This window comes from Pseudomonas sp. NPDC087346 (assembly GCF_044744235.1).
Lineage (GTDB): Bacteria > Pseudomonadota > Gammaproteobacteria > Pseudomonadales > Pseudomonadaceae > Aquipseudomonas.
In genome coordinates, this window is the sequence record NZ_JBIUXX010000062.1 from 1 (window position 1) to 23,425 (window position 23,425).

20 protein-coding genes are annotated in these 23,425 nt (G+C 60.7%); 7 read left to right on the plus strand and 13 right to left on the minus strand.

What is annotated here, in order from left to right; genetic code table 11:
• A partial coding sequence (locus ACIOZM_RS26210; RefSeq protein WP_401219189.1) for a cation:dicarboxylate symporter family transporter occupies positions 1-867 on the plus strand: 867 nt, incomplete at its 5' end.
• A 202-nt stretch (positions 868-1,069) separates the two neighbouring features.
• Positions 1,070-2,299 carry a nucleoside recognition domain-containing protein gene (locus ACIOZM_RS26215; protein WP_401219191.1) on the plus strand — a complete coding sequence of 410 codons (1,230 nt, stop codon included), beginning with the start codon at positions 1,070-1,072 and terminating at the stop codon, positions 2,297-2,299.
• A 115-nt stretch (positions 2,300-2,414) separates the two neighbouring features.
• Here ACIOZM_RS26215 and ACIOZM_RS26220 read toward each other — a convergent pair whose 3' ends face one another.
• The 10 genes from ACIOZM_RS26220 to ACIOZM_RS26265 form a co-directional block, all read right to left on the minus strand.
• Positions 2,415-3,038: an ABC-type transport auxiliary lipoprotein family protein gene (locus tag ACIOZM_RS26220; protein ID WP_401219194.1), complete on the minus strand. Its 624-nt coding sequence runs from the start codon at positions 3,036-3,038 to the stop codon at positions 2,415-2,417.
• Complete coding sequence (locus ACIOZM_RS26225; RefSeq protein ID WP_401219196.1) at positions 3,035-3,973, minus strand: MlaD family protein; 939 nt, start codon at positions 3,971-3,973, stop codon at positions 3,035-3,037. Before ACIOZM_RS26225 ends, ACIOZM_RS26220 begins: the two co-directional genes overlap by 4 nt.
• A 1-nt stretch (position 3,974) precedes the next feature.
• Positions 3,975-4,778 carry an ABC transporter ATP-binding protein gene (locus ACIOZM_RS26230; RefSeq protein ID WP_401219199.1) on the minus strand — a complete coding sequence of 268 codons (804 nt, stop codon included), beginning with the start codon at positions 4,776-4,778 and terminating at the stop codon, positions 3,975-3,977.
• A complete protein-coding gene (locus ACIOZM_RS26235) occupies positions 4,775-5,923 on the minus strand; it encodes an MlaE family lipid ABC transporter permease subunit (RefSeq protein ID WP_401219202.1) in 1,149 nt (382 codons plus the stop codon). Before ACIOZM_RS26235 ends, ACIOZM_RS26230 begins: the two co-directional genes overlap by 4 nt.
• Positions 5,924-5,978: 55 nt before the next feature.
• A complete protein-coding gene (locus ACIOZM_RS26240; protein ID WP_401219205.1) occupies positions 5,979-7,007 on the minus strand; it encodes a DUF5924 family protein in 1,029 nt (342 codons plus the stop codon).
• Between the two features lie 201 nt (positions 7,008-7,208).
• Complete coding sequence (locus ACIOZM_RS26245; protein ID WP_401219207.1) at positions 7,209-8,603, minus strand: M16 family metallopeptidase; 1,395 nt, start codon at positions 8,601-8,603, stop codon at positions 7,209-7,211.
• 176 nt (positions 8,604-8,779) lie between these two features.
• Complete coding sequence (locus ACIOZM_RS26250; protein WP_401219210.1) at positions 8,780-10,438, minus strand: Na/Pi cotransporter family protein; 1,659 nt, start codon at positions 10,436-10,438, stop codon at positions 8,780-8,782.
• 1,089 nt (positions 10,439-11,527) lie between these two features.
• Positions 11,528-12,295 (minus strand): TerC family protein, encoded by a 768-nt coding sequence (locus tag ACIOZM_RS26255; protein WP_401219212.1) that lies wholly within the window; start codon positions 12,293-12,295, stop codon positions 11,528-11,530.
• 70 nt (positions 12,296-12,365) lie between these two features.
• Positions 12,366-13,673, minus strand: a complete 1,308-nt coding sequence (locus ACIOZM_RS26260; RefSeq protein ID WP_401219215.1) for a CitMHS family transporter — start codon at positions 13,671-13,673, stop codon at positions 12,366-12,368.
• Positions 13,674-13,964: 291 nt separating this feature from the next.
• The gene (locus ACIOZM_RS26265) at positions 13,965-14,291 is read right to left on the minus strand and encodes a DOPA 4,5-dioxygenase family protein (protein ID WP_401219218.1); all 327 of its coding nucleotides are present in this window, start codon (positions 14,289-14,291) and stop codon (positions 13,965-13,967) included.
• A gap of 82 nt (positions 14,292-14,373) precedes the next feature.
• On the opposite strand from ACIOZM_RS26265, the gene ACIOZM_RS26270 reads away from it, so the two are divergent.
• Positions 14,374-15,036 carry an NAD(P)-dependent oxidoreductase gene (locus ACIOZM_RS26270; protein WP_401219220.1) on the plus strand — a complete coding sequence of 221 codons (663 nt, stop codon included), beginning with the start codon at positions 14,374-14,376 and terminating at the stop codon, positions 15,034-15,036.
• 54 nt (positions 15,037-15,090) lie between these two features.
• Here the strand turns inward: ACIOZM_RS26270 and ACIOZM_RS26275 are convergent, their stop codons facing one another.
• Positions 15,091-16,041, minus strand: coding sequence for a choline sulfate utilization transcriptional regulator (locus tag ACIOZM_RS26275; protein WP_401219222.1), 951 nt, complete (start codon positions 16,039-16,041; stop codon positions 15,091-15,093).
• A 114-nt stretch (positions 16,042-16,155) separates the two neighbouring features.
• Between ACIOZM_RS26275 and betC the strand changes: the two genes are divergently transcribed.
• The 3 genes from betC (at position 16,156) to ACIOZM_RS26290 (ending at position 20,376) form a co-directional block, all read left to right on the plus strand.
• Positions 16,156-17,670 carry a choline-sulfatase gene (gene betC / locus ACIOZM_RS26280; protein WP_401219225.1) on the plus strand — a complete coding sequence of 505 codons (1,515 nt, stop codon included), beginning with the start codon at positions 16,156-16,158 and terminating at the stop codon, positions 17,668-17,670.
• A 16-nt stretch (positions 17,671-17,686) separates the two neighbouring features.
• Positions 17,687-18,607: a choline ABC transporter substrate-binding protein gene (gene choX / locus ACIOZM_RS26285; protein ID WP_401219228.1), complete on the plus strand. Its 921-nt coding sequence runs from the start codon at positions 17,687-17,689 to the stop codon at positions 18,605-18,607.
• Positions 18,608-18,807: 200 nt separating this feature from the next.
• Positions 18,808-20,376: a SulP family inorganic anion transporter gene (locus ACIOZM_RS26290; RefSeq protein ID WP_401219230.1), complete on the plus strand. Its 1,569-nt coding sequence runs from the start codon at positions 18,808-18,810 to the stop codon at positions 20,374-20,376.
• 91 nt (positions 20,377-20,467) lie between these two features.
• On the opposite strand, the gene aroE is transcribed toward ACIOZM_RS26290, so the two are convergent.
• Together aroE and hemF are read right to left on the minus strand one after the other, a co-directional pair.
• Positions 20,468-21,289: a shikimate dehydrogenase gene (gene aroE / locus ACIOZM_RS26295; protein ID WP_401219233.1), complete on the minus strand. Its 822-nt coding sequence runs from the start codon at positions 21,287-21,289 to the stop codon at positions 20,468-20,470.
• 9 nt (positions 21,290-21,298) lie between these two features.
• Positions 21,299-22,213, minus strand: coding sequence for an oxygen-dependent coproporphyrinogen oxidase (gene hemF, locus ACIOZM_RS26300; protein ID WP_401219235.1), 915 nt, complete (start codon positions 22,211-22,213; stop codon positions 21,299-21,301).
• A 160-nt stretch (positions 22,214-22,373) separates the two neighbouring features.
• Here hemF and ACIOZM_RS26305 point away from each other — a divergent pair, with 160 nt between their 5' ends.
• Positions 22,374-23,351, plus strand: a complete 978-nt coding sequence (locus ACIOZM_RS26305) for an NADPH:quinone reductase (protein WP_401219237.1) — start codon at positions 22,374-22,376, stop codon at positions 23,349-23,351.
• Positions 23,352-23,425 lie beyond the last annotated feature (74 nt).

Here is a 23,425-nt window from a genome sequence, read left to right on the forward strand (position 1 = left end):
CGCGGCGAAATGCTGCCGATCATCTTCTTCTCCGTGCGGTTCGGTCTCGGTCTGTCGAGCCTGCAGTCGGACCTGCGCGCGCCGCTGGTGAAGATGTTCCAGGGCGTCTCGGAAAGCATGTTCAAAGTCACCCACATGATCATGAACTACGCCCCTATCGGCGTATTCGCACTGATCGCGGTGACCGTGGCCAACTTCGGCTTCGCCTCGCTGGTGCCGCTGGCAAAACTGGTGATCCTGGTTTACGTCGCCATCGCCTTCTTCGCCTTCGTGGTACTGGGCCTGATCGCTCGCCTGTTCGGCTTCTCCGTACTGAAGCTGATGCGCATCTTCAAAGATGAACTGGTGCTGGCTTACTCCACCGCCTCCTCGGAAACCGTGCTGCCGCGCGTGATCGAGAAGATGGAAGCCTACGGCGCGCCGAAAGCCATTTGCAGCTTCGTGGTACCGACCGGTTACTCGTTCAACCTCGACGGTTCGACCCTGTACCAGTCCATCGCGGCGATCTTCATTGCCCAGCTGTACGGCATCGACCTGTCGATCAGCCAGCAACTGCTGCTGGTTCTGACTTTGATGGTCACCTCCAAAGGCATCGCCGGTGTACCGGGCGTGTCCTTCGTGGTGTTGCTGGCCACGCTGGGCAGCGTGGGTATTCCGCTGGAAGGCCTGGCATTCATCGCCGGTGTCGACCGCATCATGGACATGGCGCGTACTGCACTGAACGTGATCGGCAACGCCTTGGCGGTACTGGTCATCTCCCGTTGGGAAGGCATGTACGACGACGCCAAGGGCCAGCGCTACTGGAACTCCCTGCCGCACTGGCGCAGCAAGGAAAAACTGCCAGCCGGCGAGATTTCCAAGCCGTAACGCAAAACCTGTGGGAGCTGGCTTGCCAGCGATGAGGCCGGCACATTCAACGTCTCTGTTGACTGACACACCTCCATCGCGGGCAAGCCCGCTCCCACAGGGATCGTCACCAGCCGCTATAAACAAACCCCGGAGAAATCCGGGGTTTGTCGTTTCTGGCGACCCCGCTATCATTCGCCGCATATTCCGGGGGATTTGACTGATGCTTAATGGCCTGTGGCTTGGCTTCTTCATCGTGGCAGCCGTGTCGGCGCTGGCGCAGTGGCTGATCGGCGGCAACGCCGGGATCTTCGCGGCGATGGTGGAAAGCATTTTCGCCATGGCCAAACTGTCGGTCGAAGTCATGGTGCTGCTGTTCGGCACCCTGACCCTGTGGCTGGGCTTTCTGCGCATCGCTGAAAAAGCCGGGATCGTCGAATGGCTGGCCAAGGTGCTCGGCCCGCTGTTTCTGCGGCTGATGCCGGAAGTCCCGCCCGGTCACCCGGCCCTCGGCCTGATCACCCTGAACTTCGCCGCCAACGGCCTCGGTCTCGACAACGCCGCCACGCCCATCGGCCTCAAAGCGATGAAAGCGCTGCAAGAACTCAACCCCAGCGCCACCGTCGCCAGCAACGCGCAGATTCTGTTCCTGGTGCTCAACGCTTCTTCGCTGACCCTGCTGCCGGTGACGATCTTCATGTACCGCGCTCAGCAAGGCGCGCCCGATCCGACATTGGTGTTCCTGCCGATTCTGTTGGCGACCAGTTGCTCGACCATCGTCGGTTTCCTCTCGGTGGCGTTCATGCAACGCCTGCGCATCTGGGACCCGGTGGTGCTGGCCTATCTGATTCCCGGGGCGCTGATGCTTGGCGGCTTCATGGCGCTGCTCGGCACGATGTCAGCCACGGCGCTGGCCGGGCTGTCTTCGATCCTCGGCAACCTCACGCTGTTCGGGCTGATCATGCTGTTTCTGGTGATTGGCGCGTTACGCAAAGTGAAGGTGTATGAGGCGTTCGTTGAAGGCGCCAAAGAAGGCTTCGACGTTGCCAAGAATCTACTGCCGTATCTGGTGGCGATGCTTTGTGCGGTCGGTGTGCTGCGGGCTTCGGGGGCGCTGGACTTTGGTCTGGAGGGCATTCGCCATCTGGTCGAGTGGGCCGGTTGGGACACGCGGTTTGTCGATGCGCTGCCGACAGCGATGGTCAAACCGTTCTCCGGCAGCGCCGCCCGGGCGATGCTGATCGAAACGATGAAGACCTCAGGTGTCGACAGCTTCCCGGCGCTGGTCGCGGCGACGGTACAGGGCAGCACCGAGACCACGTTCTATGTGCTGGCGGTTTACTTCGGTGCGGTGGGGATTCAGCGGGCACGGCATGCAGTGGGTTGCGCGTTGCTGGCAGAATTCGCCGGCGTGCTCGGCGCAATTGGCGTGTGCTACTGGTTCTTCGGCTGATCACAAAAAACTGTGGGAGCTGGCTTGCCAGCGATGAGGCCAGCACATCCAAAAGCTCTGTTGGCTGACACACCGCCATCGCTGGCAAGCCAGCTCCCACAGGGATTGAGGTGAATCAGGGTCTCTGTGGTGCGAGTTTCTGGCCTTGATCCACGGCCCACGCCACAACCTTCGCGGTCAATCGGTCGCTGGCCTGGCCGAAGCCTGCGACCACCGCCGGCACCTTCACGTCATTCAGCGGCTGGCGCTCTTCGAAGCGGCGGCTGGCGAGGATGCGCTGGTCGTATCCACGAATCAGCAACGCATCGACCCGCACCACAACACTGGCCTGCGAACCCTGATATTCAGTCTGAAACGCCTGCAAGCTGCCGCCCAACTCCAGATCCGCCTGGAAGTTGCTGTCATCGGTACTGAGCAACGTCACCCGGCCATCACGCTGAAACCCATCAAGCAGTCGATTACGCACCAGCACCGGCGCCGGATCGCTCCAGCGCGAAGCCTTGTAGCTGCTGATCACATCACCTTGCGGAATCACGGCGATGTTCGGCCGGTTCAGCGCTTCGCTGGCCTGCAATTTGTTCAAGCGCAGCGACCAATGCTGAGTCGCCGCCGAACTGGCCGAGGCGGGCGCCTGGGCGGTCGGCAGCCGATAGACGTCCGATGGCTCCGACTTGGGCAGGATCGAGCACGAACCCAGCAACGTGAAACTGGCGAGGAGGGCGAGATGAGTCAGCTTCATGGCGTGAACTCCTTGTTCTTGTCACTGCCCAGCAGGTAGCCGCTGGGGTTGGCCTCAAGGCGTTGCGAAATGGCGCGCAGCGAGCCGAGGGTTTCGCGCAGTTCGCGCACTGCCGGCGCCAGGCCGTTGAGGCCCTGCATGCCGCTGTCGAGGGAGTTCTGGTTTTTGCTCAGCAAGGCGTTGATGGTGGCGCTGCTCTGTTCCAGCGATTTCATCGCTTGCTCGGCACTGCCCAGCGCCTGCTTGCCCTGATCGTTGAGCAGGCCATTGGCGTTGCGCATCAACAGCGAGGTCTGTTCGAGCATGCTGCTGGCCTGTTTGCCAACACTCGCCAGTTGCTGCATGGCTTGGCGCAGATCGCCGCGCTGATCGTTGATCGCGCCAGTGGTTTGCTCCAGATGCGCCAGGGTGGCGCTGATGCGCGTGACGTTGTCGGCAGAAAACATCTGATTGGCATTGTTTAGCAGGGTACTGATGCCGCTCATCAAGTCGTTGCTGTCATTGAGCAGCCGCGAGATAGGCGAGGGCGCTGCGACGATGGTCGGCAAATTTCCGTCGTGGCCACGGAGTTTCGGGCTCTCTGGGGTGCCGCCACTGAGCTGAATGATCGAGGTCCCGGTGATCCCGGCCAGTGCCAGTTTGGCCTGGGTGTCTTCCTTGACCGGCGTGTCGCCGCCCAGGCGAATCCGCGCCAGCACTCGACGCGGGTCCTTCGGGTCGAGTCGCAGACTGACCACGTCACCGACCTTGATCCCGCTGTACTGCACCGAACTGCCCTTGGACAGACCGCTGACGGCTTCGCTGAAGACGATTTCGTAATCCTTGAACTCGGTATCGACACTGGACTTGGCCAGCCACAGCCCGAAGAGCAGGGCGCCCGCCACGACAATCACCGTGAACAGGCCGATCAACACATGATGGGCTCGGGTTTCCATGTCAGACCTCGTTGAGCAATTTGGCGGCGTCCAGCGCCGAGCGGCCGCGCGGGCCGTGGAAGTATTCGTGAATCCACGCGTCGTTGGTTTCCGAAACCACATCGATCGGACCGGCCACCAGCACTTTCTTCTGTGCCAGCACCGCCACGCGGTCGGTGATGGTGTAGAGCGTGTCGAGGTCGTGGGTCACCAGAAACACGCTCAGGCCCAACGCGTCGCGCAGGGTCAGGATCAATTGATCGAAGGCCGCCGCGCCAATCGGGTCGAGACCGGCGGTGGGTTCGTCGAGAAACAGGATGTCCGGGTCCAGCGCCAGCGCCCGGGCCAGCGCCGCGCGCTTGATCATGCCGCCAGACAACGACGACGGGTATTTGTCCGCCGCCGACAACGGCAACCCGGCCAGCGCCAGTTTCACCGCTGCCAGATGCTCGGCGTCATTGCGGCTGAGACCGGCGTGTTCGATAAGGGGCAGGGCGACGTTTTCGGTGACGGTCAGCGAAGAGAACAGCGCGCCTTTCTGAAACAGCACACCGAAACGCCGTTCGACCTGCGAGCGCTGTTCCTCGGACAGGTTCGGCAGGTTCTTGCCGAACACTTTGACCATGCCTTCGCTGGGCCTGCGCAAACCGATGATGCTACGCAGCAACACCGATTTGCCGCTGCCGGAGCCACCGACCACCGCGAGGATTTCACCTTTGTACAAGTCCAGATCGAGGTTCTCGTGCACGCTCTGGCTACCGAAGCGATTGCACAGGCCACGGACTTCGATCACCGCCTCCGAGGGCGCGCGCGGTAGACGACTCACCAGCCCATCTCCATGAAGAACAGTGCGGCCACCGCGTCGAGCACGATCACCACGAAAATCGACTGCACCACACTGGACGTGGTGTGGGCGCCGACCGATTCGGCGCTGCCACTGACCTTGAAGCCTTCAAGGCAACCAATCGCCGCGATCAGGAAGGCGAAGATCGGCGCTTTGACCAACCCGACCAGAAAATGCTGAATGCCGATATCGCTTTGCAGCAGCGCGAGGAACATCGCCGGAGAAATCCCCAGCGACACCGCACAGACCACGCCGCCGCCAATGATCCCGCAGAGCATCGCCAGAAAGGTCAGCATCGGCAGCGCCACCAGCAACGCCAACACTCGCGGCACCACCAGCAACTCGATAGGGTCGAGGCCGAGGGTGCGGATCGCGTCGATTTCTTCGTTGGCCTTCATCGAACCGATCTGTGCGGTGAACGCACTGGCGGTGCGCCCGGCCATCAGGATCGCGGTCAGCAACACGCCGAATTCGCGCAGGAAGGCGAAGCCGACCAGATCCACGGTGAAGATACTGGCGCCGAAACTCGCCAGCACTGTCGCGCCGAGAAACGCCACCACCGCGCCGACCAGAAATGTCAGCAGCGCCACAATCGGCGCAGCATCGAGGCCGGTCTGCTCGATGTGCGCGACCATCGGCGTGATCCGCCAGCGCTTGGGCCGGAACAGGCCACGCGCGATGGTTTCCAGAATCAGCCCGACAAACCCCAGCAGTTGCAGGGTGTCCTGCCACACCGTGTCCACCGCACGCCCGATGCGCGTCAGCAGTTGCACGCTGACGCTGACTTCCGGTTCCTTGATCGGTACGCAAAAGTCGGTCAGCGAGCGATACACCGTCTGCAGCAAGGCGCGGTCGGCGGGGGAAATCGTGCAGTCGGGGTGTTCGGCGGATTTGCCGAGGCGCTCGGAGCCGAGCAGTTCCACCAGCAAGGAAGCGCCAGCAGTGTCGAGCGCGCCGAGGCCGTTGAGGTCAACGATGGTGTTGGCGTCGTACTGGCCGTGAAGGCTTTCGCTGAGGTGCTTGAGGTCGGCGTAATGGGCGAGCGTCCAGTCCCCCGTGACCCGCAGACGGGCAGGGGCGGCGGAGGTGTCCAGTTGGGCACTGCCTGTCATCGAGCTGCTGGTCATAAGCTCCGTGCTTGTTCGGCTAAATACGCTGGGATACGTAATAGCACGAACCGGATTACTTTTCTTTGATCGCTGTGCTGTCTGTCACTTCAAACCGCAGCACGCCGATCACCTGACCGTCCTCGGTCAGTACCCGCACCTGCCATTTGCCCGCCGGGTTGCCGGGGAAGTTCTGCTTGTGCGTCCACGCCCGGTAGCCTTCCTTGCGTCCGCCATGAATATCCAGGGCGATGCGGTCGACCTCTTGGCCGTTGAACTGCCAGACGTGATAGATCCGCTCATCGAGCCCGCGTGGCGCGTTGATCGCGGTGTAGGCGTAGAGCCCGCCGTTGCGGATCTGCTCGGCACTGACCTGTTCGAGGCTGGCGCCGGGGGTGCGATCCTGCAACTGCGTGCTGATCGCCACGTCAGTCATCCACAACGTTGCCGGCGGCACCCACGAACGCAGGGTCCAGCCCGCCGCGCCGATGCCGACGGTGATACACAAAATCGCCAGCGCGTTGCGCACGGTGCGGATCGGGAAGATCGACGCCAGGCTCGGGAACGACAACAGCACGGAAATCCCCAGCGCCCATTTAAAGCTCTGCGACGTGGTCAGGTGCATGATCACCGGCAGCGCGGTGAGCAGGGCGGCGAACAGGGTCAGGGTGTGCAACGCGAGAAACGCCCAGCGCCGTGGCGCCAGCCATTTGTAATAGAGCGGGTCGGTGATCGAGATCAGCGCGGCGATGCTCAGCAGCCCGGTGAAGACCAGCTGACCGCTGTTCCAGGTGGTGGTGATGAAGAAGAACGGCAGGACAAAAAACAGGCTTTCCTGATGGATCATCTGCGTCGCGTAACGCAGCAGCGGCTGGGGGATTTCCCGTTTGAACACGCGGGTGAACAGGCCGGTCAGGGTGTTTTCCAGCATCAGCCAGATCCAGCTGAGCAGCATGATGATGGTGATCCAGGTCGCCAGACCTTGCTGGCGATCAACCAGAATGAAACTGCCGACCCCGGACAGGAAACCGCCAAGCGCAATGACCCCGGGATAGCGCTTCATCAGTTCGAGAATGCGCTGGATCAGGAGGCGGATTTTTTGCATTTTGGCGATTCACAACACTGTAGGAAAAAACCCCGAAAGGTTACCGCCGCCCACCCCCCGTGGCGAGGGGATTTATCCCCGTTCGGCGGCGCAACCGTCGTAAATCCTGCAAATGCGATGTATCTGAATGATCCGGTTCGCAGGTTTTGGGGCTGCTGCGCAACCCAACGGGGATAAATCCCCTCACCACAGGAGTTCTCGTCAGTCTTGAGGTTTGGACTGGCCTCGGCGATGCAATCGCCAGCCAATCAAAATCAGCAGCAACACACCGAGCCCACCCGCAATCAGCCACAGCACCTCATCATCACCGAACAACGGCTTTTCAATCCGCAAATACCCCGGTTGCAGCAGCAACTCGCGCATGGCCTTGTTCGCCGCTTCCAGCGTCACCCCTTGCAGCTCACGGGCGGGGTCGGCGAAGCGGCCGTCCTCGTAATCACCCAGCGCGCTCCAGTAATAGTCAGCCATTCCGCTGTTGCCCTGCACCGCCCAAGCCTGATGGGCGATGGCCGCTTGTTTGAGGCGGGCGAAGGTGTCGGCGTCGAGACCGTTTTTCAGCAGATCCGCCTTGAGGTCTTCAATCACCTGCTCGGCCTCGGCCACGTCGTCACGATCCAGATCGGCATTCAGGCTCATGAAGCCGACACCACCGAATACCTCACGCTCGGCCCACGGCCCGTAAGACAAGCCATGGTTCAGACGTAACTGGCGATACAGCGCCCAATCCAGGTAATCCTTGAGCAGATCGAAGGTTTCATCGTACTGCTCGTCCAGCACCGGTTCCGGCACCAGCCAGTGCAGCTTGGCGCCGTCGCCGATGAAACCGCGTGTCAGCGTGCGTTCATGGGCAGCACTGATACGGATGTCCGGCAGCGGACGATGCTCCGCCGGATCAACCGCTTCGAGCGCGCCCCAGGTGCGTTCCAGATAGGCCGGCAGCAACTTGTCGAGTTCGCCGACCACGATCAGCGTCATGTTGTTCGGCGCGTACCAGGTCTTGCGCACCTTCTCCAATTGCTTCTGGGTCAGGTGATCGACCTCGGCGCGCTGCGGGCATTTCAGGCCGAGTTCCACCGCCAGTTGATTGCTGGCGCTGTGGCCCAGATCCTGGCGGTCGAGGAAGCGGCGCAGGCGTGTGTAGTGGCCACCGTCCTCGCGCTCGACCACACGTTTGGCGGCGTTGATCGCGTTGTCATCGATGCGCGTCTGGGTCAGCAGATCAAGCAGCAGGTCGAGCACCTTGCGCTGGTTCTTCGCCGGGGCTTCGATGACGAACGTGGTGTCGGCGTTGCTGGTGAAGGCGTTCCAGTCGCCGCCCAGCGCCTGCATGCGCTCCTCGATGCCACCTTCACCGGTGGCGTCGATGCCGCTGAACAGCAGATGTTCGAGCAGATGCGGCAGCTCTTTTTTATCGCAACCGAAGTCATCCATGCCCACGCCGACCACCAGCCGAATTGCCACATGCCCACGTTCGGTGCCGGGTTTGAGCAACAGTTGCAGGCCGTTGGGCAGCGCATAGCCTTCAACCTGAAAACGATCCAGGGCGAAGGCGGGCAGGGAACCGAGCAGTAAACAGGCGAATAACAGGCAACGCATAACGAGCTTCCATACGGCTGAATTGGAGATCCGTGTCGTCAGTCAGACCGCTATCGCTGGCAAGCCAGCTCCCACAGGGTTTTGTGTGCGCCGCAAATCCTGTGGGAGCTGGCTTGCCAGCGAAGGCGTCCTTGAAGCTGAATCATGAGTTACTGACTGACCCCAGCCGCAGACGTTCAAGGCGAATGCGTAATGTCGGCGATATCGTCCGCTTCCAGTGCGCCTGTATCCGCCGTCTCCAGCACCACATAAGCACTGCTGCAAAACAGCGAATTGAGCCGTTTCATGTCGGCAATCAACTCCAGATGCAGCGAGCTGGTTTCAATACTCTGCACGATCTTACGTTGCAAACGGCTGACATGGGCGTGGGCCAAACGGCGTTCCTGTGCGCGAAAGCGACGTTTCTCGCGCAATAGCTGCCGGGCGCTTTCCCGGTCGCCACTGAGAAACACCGACAGCCCCAACCGCAAATTAGCGATCAGTTGCTGATGCAGCCCGGCCAAATCCTCCAGACCTTCTTCGGAAAACGAGCGGCGCTGCGAAGTCTTCTGCTGCTGGATCTTGCGCAGCATGCGTTCGATCAGGTCGCTGGCGAGTTTCAGGTTGATCGCCAGTTCGATGATTTCCGCCCAGCGCCGACTGTCCTGCTCGCCGAGATCCTCGCGGGGCATTTGCGCCAGATACAGTTTGATCGCGCTGTACAGCGCTTCGACGTCATCGGTGAGACGGCGCATTTCCTGGGTGATGGCGGTTTGCTTACCGCGCAACACATCGAGCGTGGCGTCGAGCATGTTGTCGAGCAGATCGCCCATGCGCAGGGTTTCACGGGCAGCGTTGGCCAGCGCCAGACTCGGGGTGACCAGCGCTGTCGGGTCGAGATGTCGGGGTTTGGCGGTGCCGTTGACCTCCGGCCGTTCCGGCAGCAACCACGCGCACAACCGCGCCATCGGCCCGACACTCGGCAGCAGAATCAGGCAACGCGCGGTGTTGTAGAGCAGGTGGAAGCCGATGACCATTTCCTGCGGGCTGAAATCGAGGCTGTCGATCCAGTGCACCAGCGGGTCGAGTACCGGGATGATCAGCAGCAGGCCGATGAGTTTGTACAGCAGACTGCCGAGCGCCACTTGCCGACCCGCAGCGTTCTGCATGCTGGTGCTCATGAACGCCAGCACGCCGCTGCCGATGTTGGCACCGATCACCAGACCGATTGCCACTGGCAGGCTGATCACACTGGCACCCGCCAGCGTTGCGGTCAGCAGCACCGCCGCGAGGCTGGAGTAGGAAATCATCGCGAACAACGCACCGACCAAGGCGTCGAGCAGGATATCGCCGGTCAGCGAGGCGAAAATCACCTTCACACCCTGCGCGTGGGTGATCGGTGCGGCGGCTTCAACGATCAGTTGCAGCGCCAGAATGATCAGCCCCAGCCCGATAGCCACCCGGCCCATCTGCCCGAGCCGCGTCTGTTTGCGCGACAGAAAGAAAATCACCCCAAGGAAAATCAACAGCGGCGATAACCACGACAAGTCGAACGTCAGCACCCGCGCCATCAGCGCCGTACCGACGTCGGCGCCGAGCATGGTCGCCAGCGCCGGCGTCAGCGCCATCAACCCTTGGCCGACGAATGAAGTGACGAGCATCGCCGTGGCGTTGCTGCTCTGCACCATCGCGGTCACGACAATACCGGCAACGAACGCGAGCCAGCGCTTGGACATGTTCTGGCCAATCACATGGCGCAGGTTGGTGCCGTACACCCGCAGGATGCCGGTTCGAACAATGTGCGTGCCCCAAATCAGCAGGGCCACGGCAGAAAGCAAATTGAGCAGGGTGAGCATGCAGACCCCCTGTGGTGGTAGCGCCCCAAAGAGGCAAATTGACGGTGCCGCGCGGTTTCTACGTTTTTGATACTTAAGCTGTAGTTGGCTAACGGTCTGGGCGCCAGCATTGCACAGCTAAAGAGTGGATTGAAACAAAACTGTCATCAAAAAAACCTCACACAAACGGCGAAGCACCTGAAGACCAACACAATTTTAAGTCCACTGAAGCGCTATGTAGGAGTGAGCCTGCTCGCGATAGCGGTGGTTCAGCCACTACAGATGGCGACCGGCAGTCAGTCATCGCGAGCAGGCTCACTCCTACAGGGTTTGGGCACAGGCAAGAATCATCGGTGGAATGAAAACCCTGTGGGAGTCTGGCTTGCCAGCGATGACGGTGGCACTGGCAATATTGATGTCGACTGACACTCCGCTATCGCTGGCAAGCCAGACTCCCACAAGGTGTGCGTTGCCTGGCATTTCGGGGGCTGCACAAACAAATGTGGGAGTGAGCCTGCTCGCGATAGCGGTGGGTCAGCCACCACAGATGGCGACTGGCAGTCAGTTATCGCGAGCAGGCTCACTCCTACAGGTTTTGCGCTCAGGCACAGACTCATCGGTGGGATGAAAATCCTGTGGGAGCTGGCTTGCCAGCGATGGCGGCGGCACTGGCAATATTGATGTCGGCTGACACTCCGCTCCCACAAGGTGTGCGTTGCCTGGCATTTCGGGGGCTGCACAAACAAATGTGGGAGTGAGCCTGCTCGCGATAGCGGTGGGTCAGCCACCACAGATGGCGACTGGCAGTCAGTTATCGCGAGCAGGCTCACTCCTACAGGGTTTGGGCACAGGCAAGAATCATCGGTGGAATGAAAATCCTGTGGGAGCTGGCTTGCCAGCGATGGCGGCGGCACTGGCAATATTGATGTCGGCTGACACTCCGCTCCCACAAGGTGTGCGTTGTCTGGCGTTTCGGGGGCTGCACAAACAAATGTGGGAGCGAGCCTGCTCGCGATAGCGGTGGGTCAGCCAACATTTCTGTCGACTGACACGCCGTCTTCGCGAGCAGGCTCGCTCCCACAGGGGTGCTGCATGTAGGCAGTTACCGGGTTATTGGCCCGGGATGTCTTTACGCAGTTTCACCGGGTCTTGCTGCTTCTTCTTTTTCGCCATCGCGGTGCGCAACTTGATGTTGATCGCTTCAACCGCCAGCGAGAAGCCCATCGCGAAGTAGACGTACCCTTTCGGTACGTGCACGTCGAACGACTCGGCGATCAGCACGGTGCCGACCACCAGCAGGAACGACAGCGCCAACATCTTCAGCGACGGGTGTTTGTCGATGAATTCGCTGATCTTGCCCGACGCCAGCATCATCACCAGCACCGCCACGACGATTGCCGCGACCATGACCGGAACGTGGGACACCATGCCGACGGCAGTGATGACCGAGTCCAGCGAGAACACGATGTCGATGATCGCGATCTGGATGATGGTGTAGAGGAAGTTGCCGCCCTTGCCGCCAGGCGTGTCGTCGCTTTCGTCTTCACCTTCCAGCGCGTGATACATCTCCTGCGAGCTTTTCCACAACAGGAACAGGCCACCGAAGAACAGAATCAGGTCGCGACCGGAGATGCCCTGGCCGAAGACTTCGAACAGATCGGCGGTAAGGCGCATGACCCAGGTGATCGACAGCAGCAACAGGATTCGGGTGACCATGGCCAGGCCAAGACCGAAGATCCGGGTGCGCTGCTGCATGTGTTTCGGCATGCGGCTGACCAGGATCGAAATCATGATGATGTTATCGATGCCGAGGACGATTTCCAGGGCGGTCAGGGTGAAGAAGGCAACCCAGATTTCAGGGTTGGTCAGCCATTCCATGTGTATTCCTTTGAGCGAGTGTTAAACCACGACGCCAGCAATCAGCTGGCGGCGCGGTAGTTTGAGGCCGTTACAACGTGCTGAACAGCGGGAAAACCCCCAACAGCAATGCGGCAACCAGTATGCACAGGCAGACCAGCACTGCCCACTTCAGGGTAAAGCGTTGATGGTCACCGAATTCGATGCCGGCCAATGCCACCAGCAGGTAAGTCGATGGCACCAGCGGACTCAGCAAGTGGACGGGCTGACCGACGATCGAGGCACGGGCCATTTCCACGGCGGTGATGCCGTAATGGCTGGCCGCTTCGGATAGCACCGGCAACACACCGTAGTAGAACGCGTCGTTCGACATGAAGAATGTGAACGGCATGCTCACCAGCGCGGTAATCACCGCCAGGTACGGGCCGAGGAAGTCCGGGATCACTGCCAACAGGCTTTTCGACATGGCGTCGACCATGCCGGTTCCGGAAAGGATACCGGTGAAGATACCCGCCGCGAAAATCAGACTGACCACCGACAGCACGCTACCGGCGTGGGCTGCGACGCGATCCTTCTGCATTTGCAGGCAAGGGTAGTTGACGATCATCGCGATACTGAACGCCACCATGAACAGCACCGGCAGCGGCAGCAGGCCGGCGATCAGCGTGCACATCAGCGCCAGGGTCAGCAGGCCGTTGAACCAGATCAGTTTCGGACGACGGGCATCCGGGAACTGCGAAACACTGATTTCACTGTGATCCATTTCATCGCCGATCAGGTGCAGTTCACCCAGACGCGCACGCTCACGTTTGCCGTAGAAGTAGGCAATGATCAGGATCGCCACCACACCGGCAGCCATCGCCGGGATCATCGGCACAAAGATGTCCGACGGGTCGACATGCAGCGCACTGGCAGCACGGGCAGTCGGGCCGCCCCATGGGGTCATGTTCATCACGCCACCGGCGAGGATGATCAGACCGGCCATGATCCGCGGGCTCATGCCAATGCGGCTGTACAGCGGCAGCATGGCGGCCACGCAGATCATATAAGTGGTCGCGCCGTCACCATCAAGGGAAACGACGAGCGCCAGTACGGCGGTGCCGACCGAAACTTTCAGCGGGTCGCCCTTGACCAGTTTGAGGATCTTGCGCACGGCCGGGTCGAACAGGCCAGAGTCGATCATCAGGGCGAAATACAGAATGGCGAACATCAGCATCACGCCGGTCGGCGCAAGCTTGGTGATGCCTTCGAGCATCATCGGGCCGATCTTCGGCGCAAAACCGCCGAACAGGGCGAAGATGATCGGAATAATGATCAGGGCGATCAGCGCAGACAGGCGCTTGGTCATGATCAAAAACATGAACGTGATGACCATGGCAAAGCCAAGGAAAGTCAGCATGGGAATACTCCAGGCGTAGCGCGGCTAGTTAAATGAGCAGATCGGGCGGGATCAGCGCAGAACGGGGAGCACGAGGCGTACGGGCGGAGTGACAGCGAGAAGGCGGGCTACAGAGGACATCAGAATCACCATTGTTGTTGTTAATTGGGCCGGGCGAGCGAGCAAACACACGCGTTGGCCAACCGGTCTGTTGCCGGAAGTGGGGCGATCCTAATCGGGGAAGCTTTCAGCTACCTTTCGCTGGTGCATCTGGATGAGCACTTGTCGGGCGAACCCGAAGAAACCCTTTGATCAGAAAATAGACAGATCCAGCGGCCGGATCGCGCCCATCCAGATCGCATGTTCAGTGTGATCGAGCAAATCATCGCCGGTGTCCGGGTGCAGAAACACCACCAGACCTTTGCGATTGAGCGCCAGCCACGGCAGTACGTCGCCGATCAACTCCGGGCCGAAGGCCAATTGGCAGCTCCAGTCCGGGTGCGGACCGACCGGGCGCTCGTGGACGCGGCCCATTTTCAGTGGAAACAACTGCGCGGCTTGCTCGCACAAGGCCCGCGCCTGATCGATGGTGCTGGCGTCGAAATACACGTGGGCGTGGTAACCCTTGATCGCTTGCATCTGAATCCCTCTGAATCGATTCGAACCCTCGGTGTTTTCCACCGGTCACACGCCATATAGGCCAACAACAAGGAAAACAGCCATGAAAAATGCTGAAACCCCGACGGTGAAAGTGGTGCTCTATGGTGCCATGTCCAGCCTGGGCGCTGCATTGATGGCTGAGATGCTGCGCCGTCAGCACGAAGTCATCGCGATTCTCGACGACCTTACCGCTCTCGCACCGCGTCCGGGGCTGCGTACCAAAAGCGGCGATCTGTTCGATGCCGAACGGGTCAACCAGAGTGTGGCCGGCAGTTCGGCGGTGATCTGTTTACTGGATGCGCCGGGGCTGCCGTTCAGCAGCGATCATGTCGAAAGATCCGTGGTGCTCGGGCCGGTGGAACAAGTGCTGGCGGTGGATGCGCTGGTGGACGGTTTGCAGGCGGCGGGGGTGGCGCGGTTGTTTGTGGTTGGCGACTTCGCGGTGCTGGACGATCCGGAATTGGCCGACCCGTTGCAGCGTCATGCTGCCGAAGAAATCCGCGAAGCATTGCAGAGCAGTTCGGCGCACTGGACGCTGGTCAATGCGCCGCACGGCGTGGCCGGGCTGACCATTGAGCATTTCAGCCAGGTCGGCGGCAATCTTGAGCCGGGGCTGGCCGAGCCCTTGGAACGGTTGAACCGGGTCGCGGTGGGGATTGCCGATGAGCTGCGGTTGAATCTGCATGTGGGCCAGCACGTGAATTTTGTGGCGGCTACCCAATAGTCAAACGCCGCAGATCCAATGTAGGAGCTGCGGCACGCTGCGATCTTTTGATCCTCAAACCGCAATTGAAGGTAACGTCACCCCGCTCAACGATTCAGCACTACTGGCCTGCTCCGCCATCAACCAATCAACAAACTGCTGAATCAACGCCCCACGCCGCTTACGCTGGGGCAACACCACGTAATACCCCAGCCGCGATAACGTCGTTTCAGCAATCGGCCGACACAACAAACCCTGGGTCAGCAAGTTATCCACAAGGTGACGCCAGCCGATGGCCACGCCCTGACCGCCAATCGCCGCTTGAATCAGCAGCGTGTAATTGTCGAAGCGCAACTGCCCCGGCGCTGGCGGCGTGCTGATGCCCAGCTCGCGAAACAACCCGCTCCAGTCAAACCAGTTGCTGCTGTTTTCCCCACGCAGGTGCAGCAACGGAAACTCCAGCAACGCCTGCGCCGGCAAGGGCAGGGTGCGCTCCTTGAGCAATTGCGGACTGCACACCGGGAACACTTCCTCGCTGAACAGCCAATGGCTTTCACCCTGCTTGAAACGGCCGTCGCCAAACAGGATCGCCACATCGATGTCAGTGCGCAGCATGTTGTGATTTCGTTCGCTGGTGACCAGGCTCACGTCCACTTGCGGATTGGCTTCATGGAAACGGTGCAAGCGCGGCATCAGCCAGTACGCAGCAAAGGCAAAATCGGTCGCGACCTGTAACACCTCGTGCTGCTGTTGTGCGCTGATCGCGCTCAATCCTGCGTCGATATTCTGCAAACCGAGGGTAACTTGCTCGAACAGGATTGACCCGACCTCGGTCAATTCAATGCCACGGTAGATACGGTCGAACAGTCGCGTGCCGAGCTGTTCTTCGAGCCGTTTGATCTGCTGACTGATCGCCGGTTGCGTGGTGCCCAGTTCTACCGCAGCGGCAGTGAAGCTGCGATGACGGGCCGCCGCATCGAAGGCACGGAGCAGGTCGAGGGACAGATCGCCAAGGGCTTCATACATAAGCTGTGCTTATCCTAGTCATTGCCGGCCACGGTGTTTACCAGATCCGCTATGGAATCCATGCTCAATCGCAGCACTCTCGCATAAATATTCAACATGGAATGCCGCGATCACATGAAGCGCAAGAACATTCTTTTCATCATGGCCGATCAAATGGCCGCGCCAATGTTGCCGTTCTACGGCCCGTCGCCGATCAAACTGCCGAATCTTTCGCGCCTCGCCGCCCAAGGCGTGGTGTTCGACGCTGCTTATTGCAACAGTCCACTATGCGCGCCATCGCGTTTCACCCTGGTAAGCGGCCAGTTGCCGAGCAAGATCGGCGCCTACGACAACGCCGCCGATTTCCCTGCCGATATTCCGACCTACGCCCATTACCTGCGCCGCCTCGGTTACCGCACGGCGCTGTCGGGCAAGATGCATTTCTGCGGCCCGGATCAACTGCACGGCTATGAAGAACGCCTGACCAGCGACATCTATCCGGCCGACTATGGCTGGGCGGTGAACTGGGACGAGCCGGACGTGCGCCCGACGTGGTATCACAATATGTCCTCGGTGCTGCAAGCCGGGCCCTGCGTGCGCACCAACCAGCTCGACTTCGACGAAGAGGTGGTGTTCAAGGCGCAGCAGTATCTGTTCGACCACATCCGCGAGGACGGCGACCAGCCATTCTGCTTGACCGTGTCGATGACTCATCCACACGACCCGTACACAATTCCCAAGGCGTTCTGGGATTTGTACGACGATGCCGATATCCCGCTACCTACAACGCCAGACCCGCACGAACTCGATCCGCACTCACAGCGCCTGCTCAAGGTGTACGACCTGTGGGACAAGCCACTGCCTGTGGATAAGATTCGTGATGCACGTCGGGCGTATTTTGGCGCGTGCAGCTATATCGACGCCAACGTCGGCAAACTTCTGCAAACTCTGGAGGAAACCGGGCTGATCGACGATGCGATCATCGTGTTCTCCGGCGACCATGGCGACATGCTCGGCGAGAAAGGCCTCTGGTACAAAATGCACTGGTTCGAAATGGCCGCACGGGTGCCCCTGTTGATAAGTGCTCCGGGCCAGTTCGGCGCCAGCCGTGTCAGCGCTGCGGTGTCCACCGCTGACCTGTTGCCAACCTTCGTCGAACTGGCCGGCGGCACCCTGGAACCGGGCCTGCCGCTGGATGGCCGCTCGCTGGTGCCGCACCTGCAAGGGCAGGGCGGGCATGACGAAGTGTTCGGCGAATACATGGCCGAAGGCACCATCAGCCCGTTGATGATGATCCGTCGTGGCGCCTACAAATTTATCTACAGTGAAGACGACCCTTGCCTACTCTTCGACGTGGATAACGATCCGCGTGAACTGGAAGAACTCAGCCAGTCGCCGCAACATCGCCCGCTGTTCGACGATTTTCTCGCCGAGGCGCGGGCAAAATGGGACATCCCGGCGATCACCCGCCAGGTGCTCGCCAGTCAACGACGCCGCCGGTTTGTCGCCGATGCCCTGACCGTCGGCAAGCTGAAGAGCTGGGATCACCAGCCGCTGGTGGACGCCAGTCAGCAGTACATGCGCAACCACATCGACCTCGATGACCTGGAGCGCAAAGCACGTTATCCACAACCCTGCCAAAACCAATAATGTTAAGGGGAAGTCCATGGTCAAGTTATCCACAGTAGTGACGGTCAGCCTGCTCGCACTGGGCAGCGCATCGGCATTCGCCGAGCAAAGTTGCGAGACGGTGAAAATGGCCGACCCCGGCTGGAGCGACATCGCCGCGACCAACGCCATCACCGGGTTTCTGCTGGACGGCATGGGCTACAAGGCCAAGGTCGACACGCTTGCGGTGCCGATCACCTTTGGCGGCTTGAAGGACGGCCAGGTCGATGTCTTCCTCGGTAACTGGATGCCGGCGCAGCAGGGCTTCTATGACAAGTTCGTCGCCACCGGTGATGTCACGCAACTGGCGAAGAACCTCGACGGCACCGAGTTCACTTTGGCCGTGCCGGACTACGTGTGGGACGCGGGTGTGCATAACTTTGCTGACCTGAACAAGTTCGCCGACAAGTTCGAGAAGAAGATCTACGGCATCGGCTCCGGCGCGCCGGCGAATATCTCGCTGCAAGACATCATCAAGAAAAACGACTTCGATCTGGGTCAGTGGAAGCTGATCGAATCCAGCGAACAGGCGATGCTCGCCGAAGTTTCGCGGGCGGTGAAGAAGCAGAAGTTCGTGACCTTCCTCGGCTGGACCCCGCACCCGATGAACGTGCAATTGAAGATGCATTACTTGAAGGGCGGCGAGAAATACTTCGGTGACACCGGCAGCGTCTTTACCCTGACGCGCAAGGGTTACGCCGAGGCCTGCCCGAATGTGGGTAAATTGCTGACCAATCTTTCGTTCACTCAGGAGATGGAGAACAGCATCATGGCCGAGGTGGTGAACAAGAAGGTCAGTAATGCTGATGCGGTGAAGGCGTGGATCAAGGCGAATCCGGCGGTGCTGGATAAGTGGCTGGATGGGGTGAAGACCTTGGACGGCAAGGAGGCTCTGGCTGCCGTCAAAGCCAAACTGTAAGACCTCCCATTTACCTGTGGCGAGGGGATTTATCCCCGTTGGGTCGCGGAGCGACCCCAAAACCTGCACGCACGAAATATCAGATGTACCGCGTGTAACGGTCACGCGACTGCTTCGCAGCCGAACGGGGATAAATCCCCTCGCCACAATGATCGCGCTGTCCTGATAGGCTTGCCTGAAAACCCCAACCGCGAGAACCCATGGCCTTCCCCAGCCGCCATTCACTCTTCCCATTCCTGTCCTGGCTGCCTCGGCAGACCCGCGCCAGCGTCGGGCGGGATCTGATCGTTGGGCTCAGCGGTGCAATTCTCGCGTTGCCGCAGTCGATTGCCTACGCGTTGATCGCCGGTCTCCCACCTGAATACGGTCTCTACGCGGCAATCATCCCGGTGTTGATCGCCTGCCTGTGGGGTTCGTCGTGGCATCTGATCTGCGGCCCGACCGCAGCCATTTCGATTGTGCTCTACGCCAGCGTCAGCCCATTGGCCGTGCCGGCATCGCAGGACTACATCACGCTGATTCTGCTGCTGACCTTGCTCGCCGGGATATTCCAGTGGTTGCTCGGTTTGCTGCGTTTCGGCGCACTGGTGAATTTCGTCTCGCATTCGGTGGTGCTGGGTTTCACCCTCGGCGCAGCGGTGGTGATTGCCATCGGGCAACTGCCGAACTTGCTTGGCCTGGATCTACCAGCCAAAGCCACAGCGCTGGCTAGCCTGATGGATCTGATCCACCATCTCGGGGCTGTGGATAAACCTTCACTGGCCCTCGGCGTGGCCACGGTGGTGGTCGGTGTGGTGCTGAAACAATTGCTGCCGCGCTGGCTGACGCTGCTGATGACGCTGGTGCTTGGCAGTCTGGTGGTGTGGCTGTGGCCGGCGATGTTCGGCCACGTGCATCTGGTCAGCGCATTTGTCGGTCGCTTGCCACCGTTCAGCGCGTTACCGCTGGATCTGGATTTGATTCTGCGTCTGCTGCCCAGCGCCGTTGCGGTGGGCATGCTCGGGCTGGTTACCAGCCTGTCGATTGCCCGCTCGATTTCCGCCCGTTCGCAGCAATTGCTCGACGCCAATCAGGAAGTCCGCGCTCAGGGCTTGTCGAATATCGTCGGGGCGTTTTTTTCCGGCTCGCTGTCTGCCGGATCATTCACCCGTTCCGGACTGAGCTACGAGGCGGGCGCCTGCTCGCCGCTGGCCGGGGTGTTTTCGGCGATCTGGGTAGCGTTATTCGCGATTTTCGGCGCCGGGTTGATTGCGCACATTCCGATCCCGGCCATGGCCGGCAGCATTCTGTTGATCGCCTGGGGACTGGTCGATCATCGCGGGATTCGTTCGTTGCTGCGGGTCAGCCGTGCCGAGTTCGTGGTGATGGCGCTGACCTGTCTCGCCACGCTACTGCTGGAGTTGCAGACGGCAATCTACGCCGGGGTGCTGGCGTCGCTGTTCTTCTATCTCAAACGCACTTCGCAACCACGGGTGCAGCATTGGCGGGATGGCGAGGATGATGTGCTGCGAGTCGGCGGCTCGATTTTTTTCGGCGCCAGCCATTACCTGCAAGTGCGCCTGCAACGGATGCACGGCGCGCGAGTGGTGATCGAGGCGCAGCAGATCAACTTCATCGATTATTCGGGGGTGGAGATGCTGCATCAGGAAGCGCGGCGTTTGCTGCGTCAGGATCGCAGCCTGACCTTGCGCGGGGCCCGGCCGCAGGTGGTGGAGGAGTTGAGGAAGCTTGAAGGGCCGGAGAAATGCCCGATCAGGTTTGAAGACTGATCTGATATCCGCGTCGACTTCAATCGCTGGCAAGCCAGCTCCCACAGGGATTTAGGTGATCCTTGTGGGAGCTGGCTTGCCAGCGATGCTTTTAAACGGCCAGTTGGCGGCGCAGTTCGGCGAGAACCGGAGCAGTATCCGGGCGCACCCCGCGCCACAGGAAAAACGCTTCCGCCGCCTGTTCAGCCAGCATGCCCAAGCCATCCATCGATACCGCCGCGCCATGCTCGGTGGCCCAACGGCAGAACGCCGTCGGCTCCTTGCCGTACATCATGTCGTAGCACAGGGTCTTGCCGGGTTCGATCAGGCTCGGCGCAATCGGCGGCACGTCGCCGGTGAGGCTGGCGGAAGTGGCATTGATGATCACGTCCACCGGCTCACGCAACCAGTCGAAACCACTGGCTGACACCGGCCCCAGATCGCTGAACAACTCGGCCAGTAGCTCAGCCTTGTCCACCGTGCGGTTGGCGATGATCACCGACGCCGGTTGTTCCGCCAGCAACGGTTCCAGCGCACCGCGCACCGCACCACCGGCGCCGAGCAGCAGAATGCGTTTGCCAGTCAGGCTGAACCCGGCATTCACCGTCAGATCCCGCACCAGTCCGGCGCCGTCGGTGTTGTCACCGAGCAAGGAACCATCCGCCAGTTTGCTCAGGGTGTTCACCGCACCGGCCCGTTGCGCCCGGGCGGTCAGGGCGTTGGCCAGACGATAAGCGTCTTCCTTGAACGGTACGGTGACATTGGCGCCACGACCTTCGCGGAAAAACGCCGTGGCGCAGCCGGCAAAGTCATCCAGCGGCGCCAGCAGCGTGGCGTATTCGAGGCTCTGCCCGGTCTGTTCGGCAAACAGCTTGTGGATCATCGGCGACTTGCTGTGGCCAATCGGGTTGCCGAAAACGACGTAACGATCCATCAGATGTCCTCAGGCCTCGGCCAGCCAGTCGCGGTCTTGCAGGAAGTATTCGGTCAGGCGTGCTTCTTCGCTGCCGGGTTCGGCTTTCCAGTCGTAGCCCCAGCGCACTTGCGGCGGCAGCGACATCAGGATCGACTCGGTACGCCCGCCCGATTGCAGGCCGAACAGCGTGCCACGGTCGTAAACCAGGTTGAACTCGACGTAGCGGCCACGGCGGAATTCCTGGAACTCGCGTTGCTGCGCGGTGAACGCATCGTGCTTGCGGCGCTGCACGATGGGCAGATACGCGTCGATGTAGGCGTCACCGATAGCGCGCATGAAGGCGAAACTGGTGTCGAAGTCCCACTCGTTCAGGTCATCGAAGAACAAGCCGCCAATGCCACGCGGTTCGTGACGATGCTTGATGTGGAAATAGGTGTCGCACCACGCCTTGTAACGCGGATAAACGTCCGCCCCGAACGGCGCGCAGGCCTGCTCGGCAACGCGGTGCCAGTGAATACAGTCTTCTTCGTTGCCGTAATACGGCGTCAGGTCGAAGCCGCCACCGAACCACCAGACCGGCTCTTCACCTTCTTTCTCGGCGATGAAAAAGCGCACGTTGGCGTGGGAAGTCGGTACATGCGGGTTGTGCGGATGGATCACCAGCGACACGCCGAGGGCTTCGAAACCACGACCGGCGAGTTCAGGACGATGGGCGCTGGCCGACGGTGGCAGACCGTTGCCGAACACGTGGGAGAAGTTCACGCCGCCCTTTTCGATCACCGTGCCGTTCTCTATCACCCGGGTGCGACCGCCACCGCCGGCAGGCCGGGTCCAGGCGTCTTCGACGAAGCGAGCGCCGCCGTCCTCGGTTTCCAGAGCGGCGCAGATGCGCTCTTGCAGGTCGAGCAGATAGGCCTTTACGGCGTCGGTGCGGGTCGTCATGGCATCACCTTGGATCGGGGCATCACTAGGCGGCGCCCCGTGGGCGGGCGACGCAAATGGGCGCGTAGCATACCACCGCAGGCCGGCGCGCCGCAGTTGACGAAGATCAACCAAGGGAGTTGGATAGGGGGTTCACGAAAGCCCCAAGGAGAGCAGGCAGATGGCAAAGCGTATCCAGTTCCGCGCCCACGGCGGTCCCGAAGTACTCGAATTTGTTGACTATCAGCCCGCCGAGCCCGGCCCGACCCAAGTGCGCGTGGCCAACAAGGCGATTGGCCTGAACTTCATCGACACCTATTTCCGCAGCGGTCTCTACGCACCGCCAGCCCTGCCATCGGGCCTGGGTGCTGAAGGTGCGGGCATCGTCGATGCGGTGGGCAGCGACGTCACCCGGTTCAAGGTCGGTGATCGCGTGGCTTATGGCAGTGGCCCTTTGGGCGCCTACAGCGAGCTGCACGTTTTGCCTCAGGACAATCTGGTGAAACTGCCGGACGAGATCAGTTTCGAAACCGCTGCCGGCGTCATGCTCAAAGGCCTGACCGTGCAATATCTGTTGCGCCAGACCTATGAACTCAAGGGTGGCGAAACCATTCTGTTCCACGCCGCTGCCGGTGGTGTTGGCTCGCTGGCCTGCCAATGGGCCAAGGCGCTGGGCGTGAAGCTGATCGGCACCGTCAGCTCGAAGGAAAAAGCCGAACTGGCCAAATCCAACGGCGCCTGGGCGACCATCGATTACAGCCACGAAAACGTTGCGCAACGCGTGCTGGAATTGACCGACGGCAAAAAAGTCCCGGTGGTCTATGACGGCGTCGGCAAAGACACTTGGCTGACCTCGCTGGACAGCGTGTCGCCGCGTGGGCTGGTGGTCAGTTTCGGTAATGCGTCGGGGGCGGTGGACGGGGTGAATCTGGGGATTCTCTCGGCCAAAGGTTCGCTGTACGTGACCCGGCCGACCCTCGCGACCTACGCCAACAATGCCGAGAACCTGCAGCGCATGGCGGATGAGCTGTTCGAGATGATCATCAGCGGCAAGATCAAAGTGGATATCAGCCAACGCTATTCACTGGCGGATGCGGCGAAGGCGCAGACCGAGTTGTCGGCACGACGCACGACTGGGTCGACAATTCTGTTGCCTTGAGGACGCCATCGCTGGCAAGCCAGCTCCCACAGGTTCTGAGTTGTACAGGGAATCCATGTACACCGAACACCCAT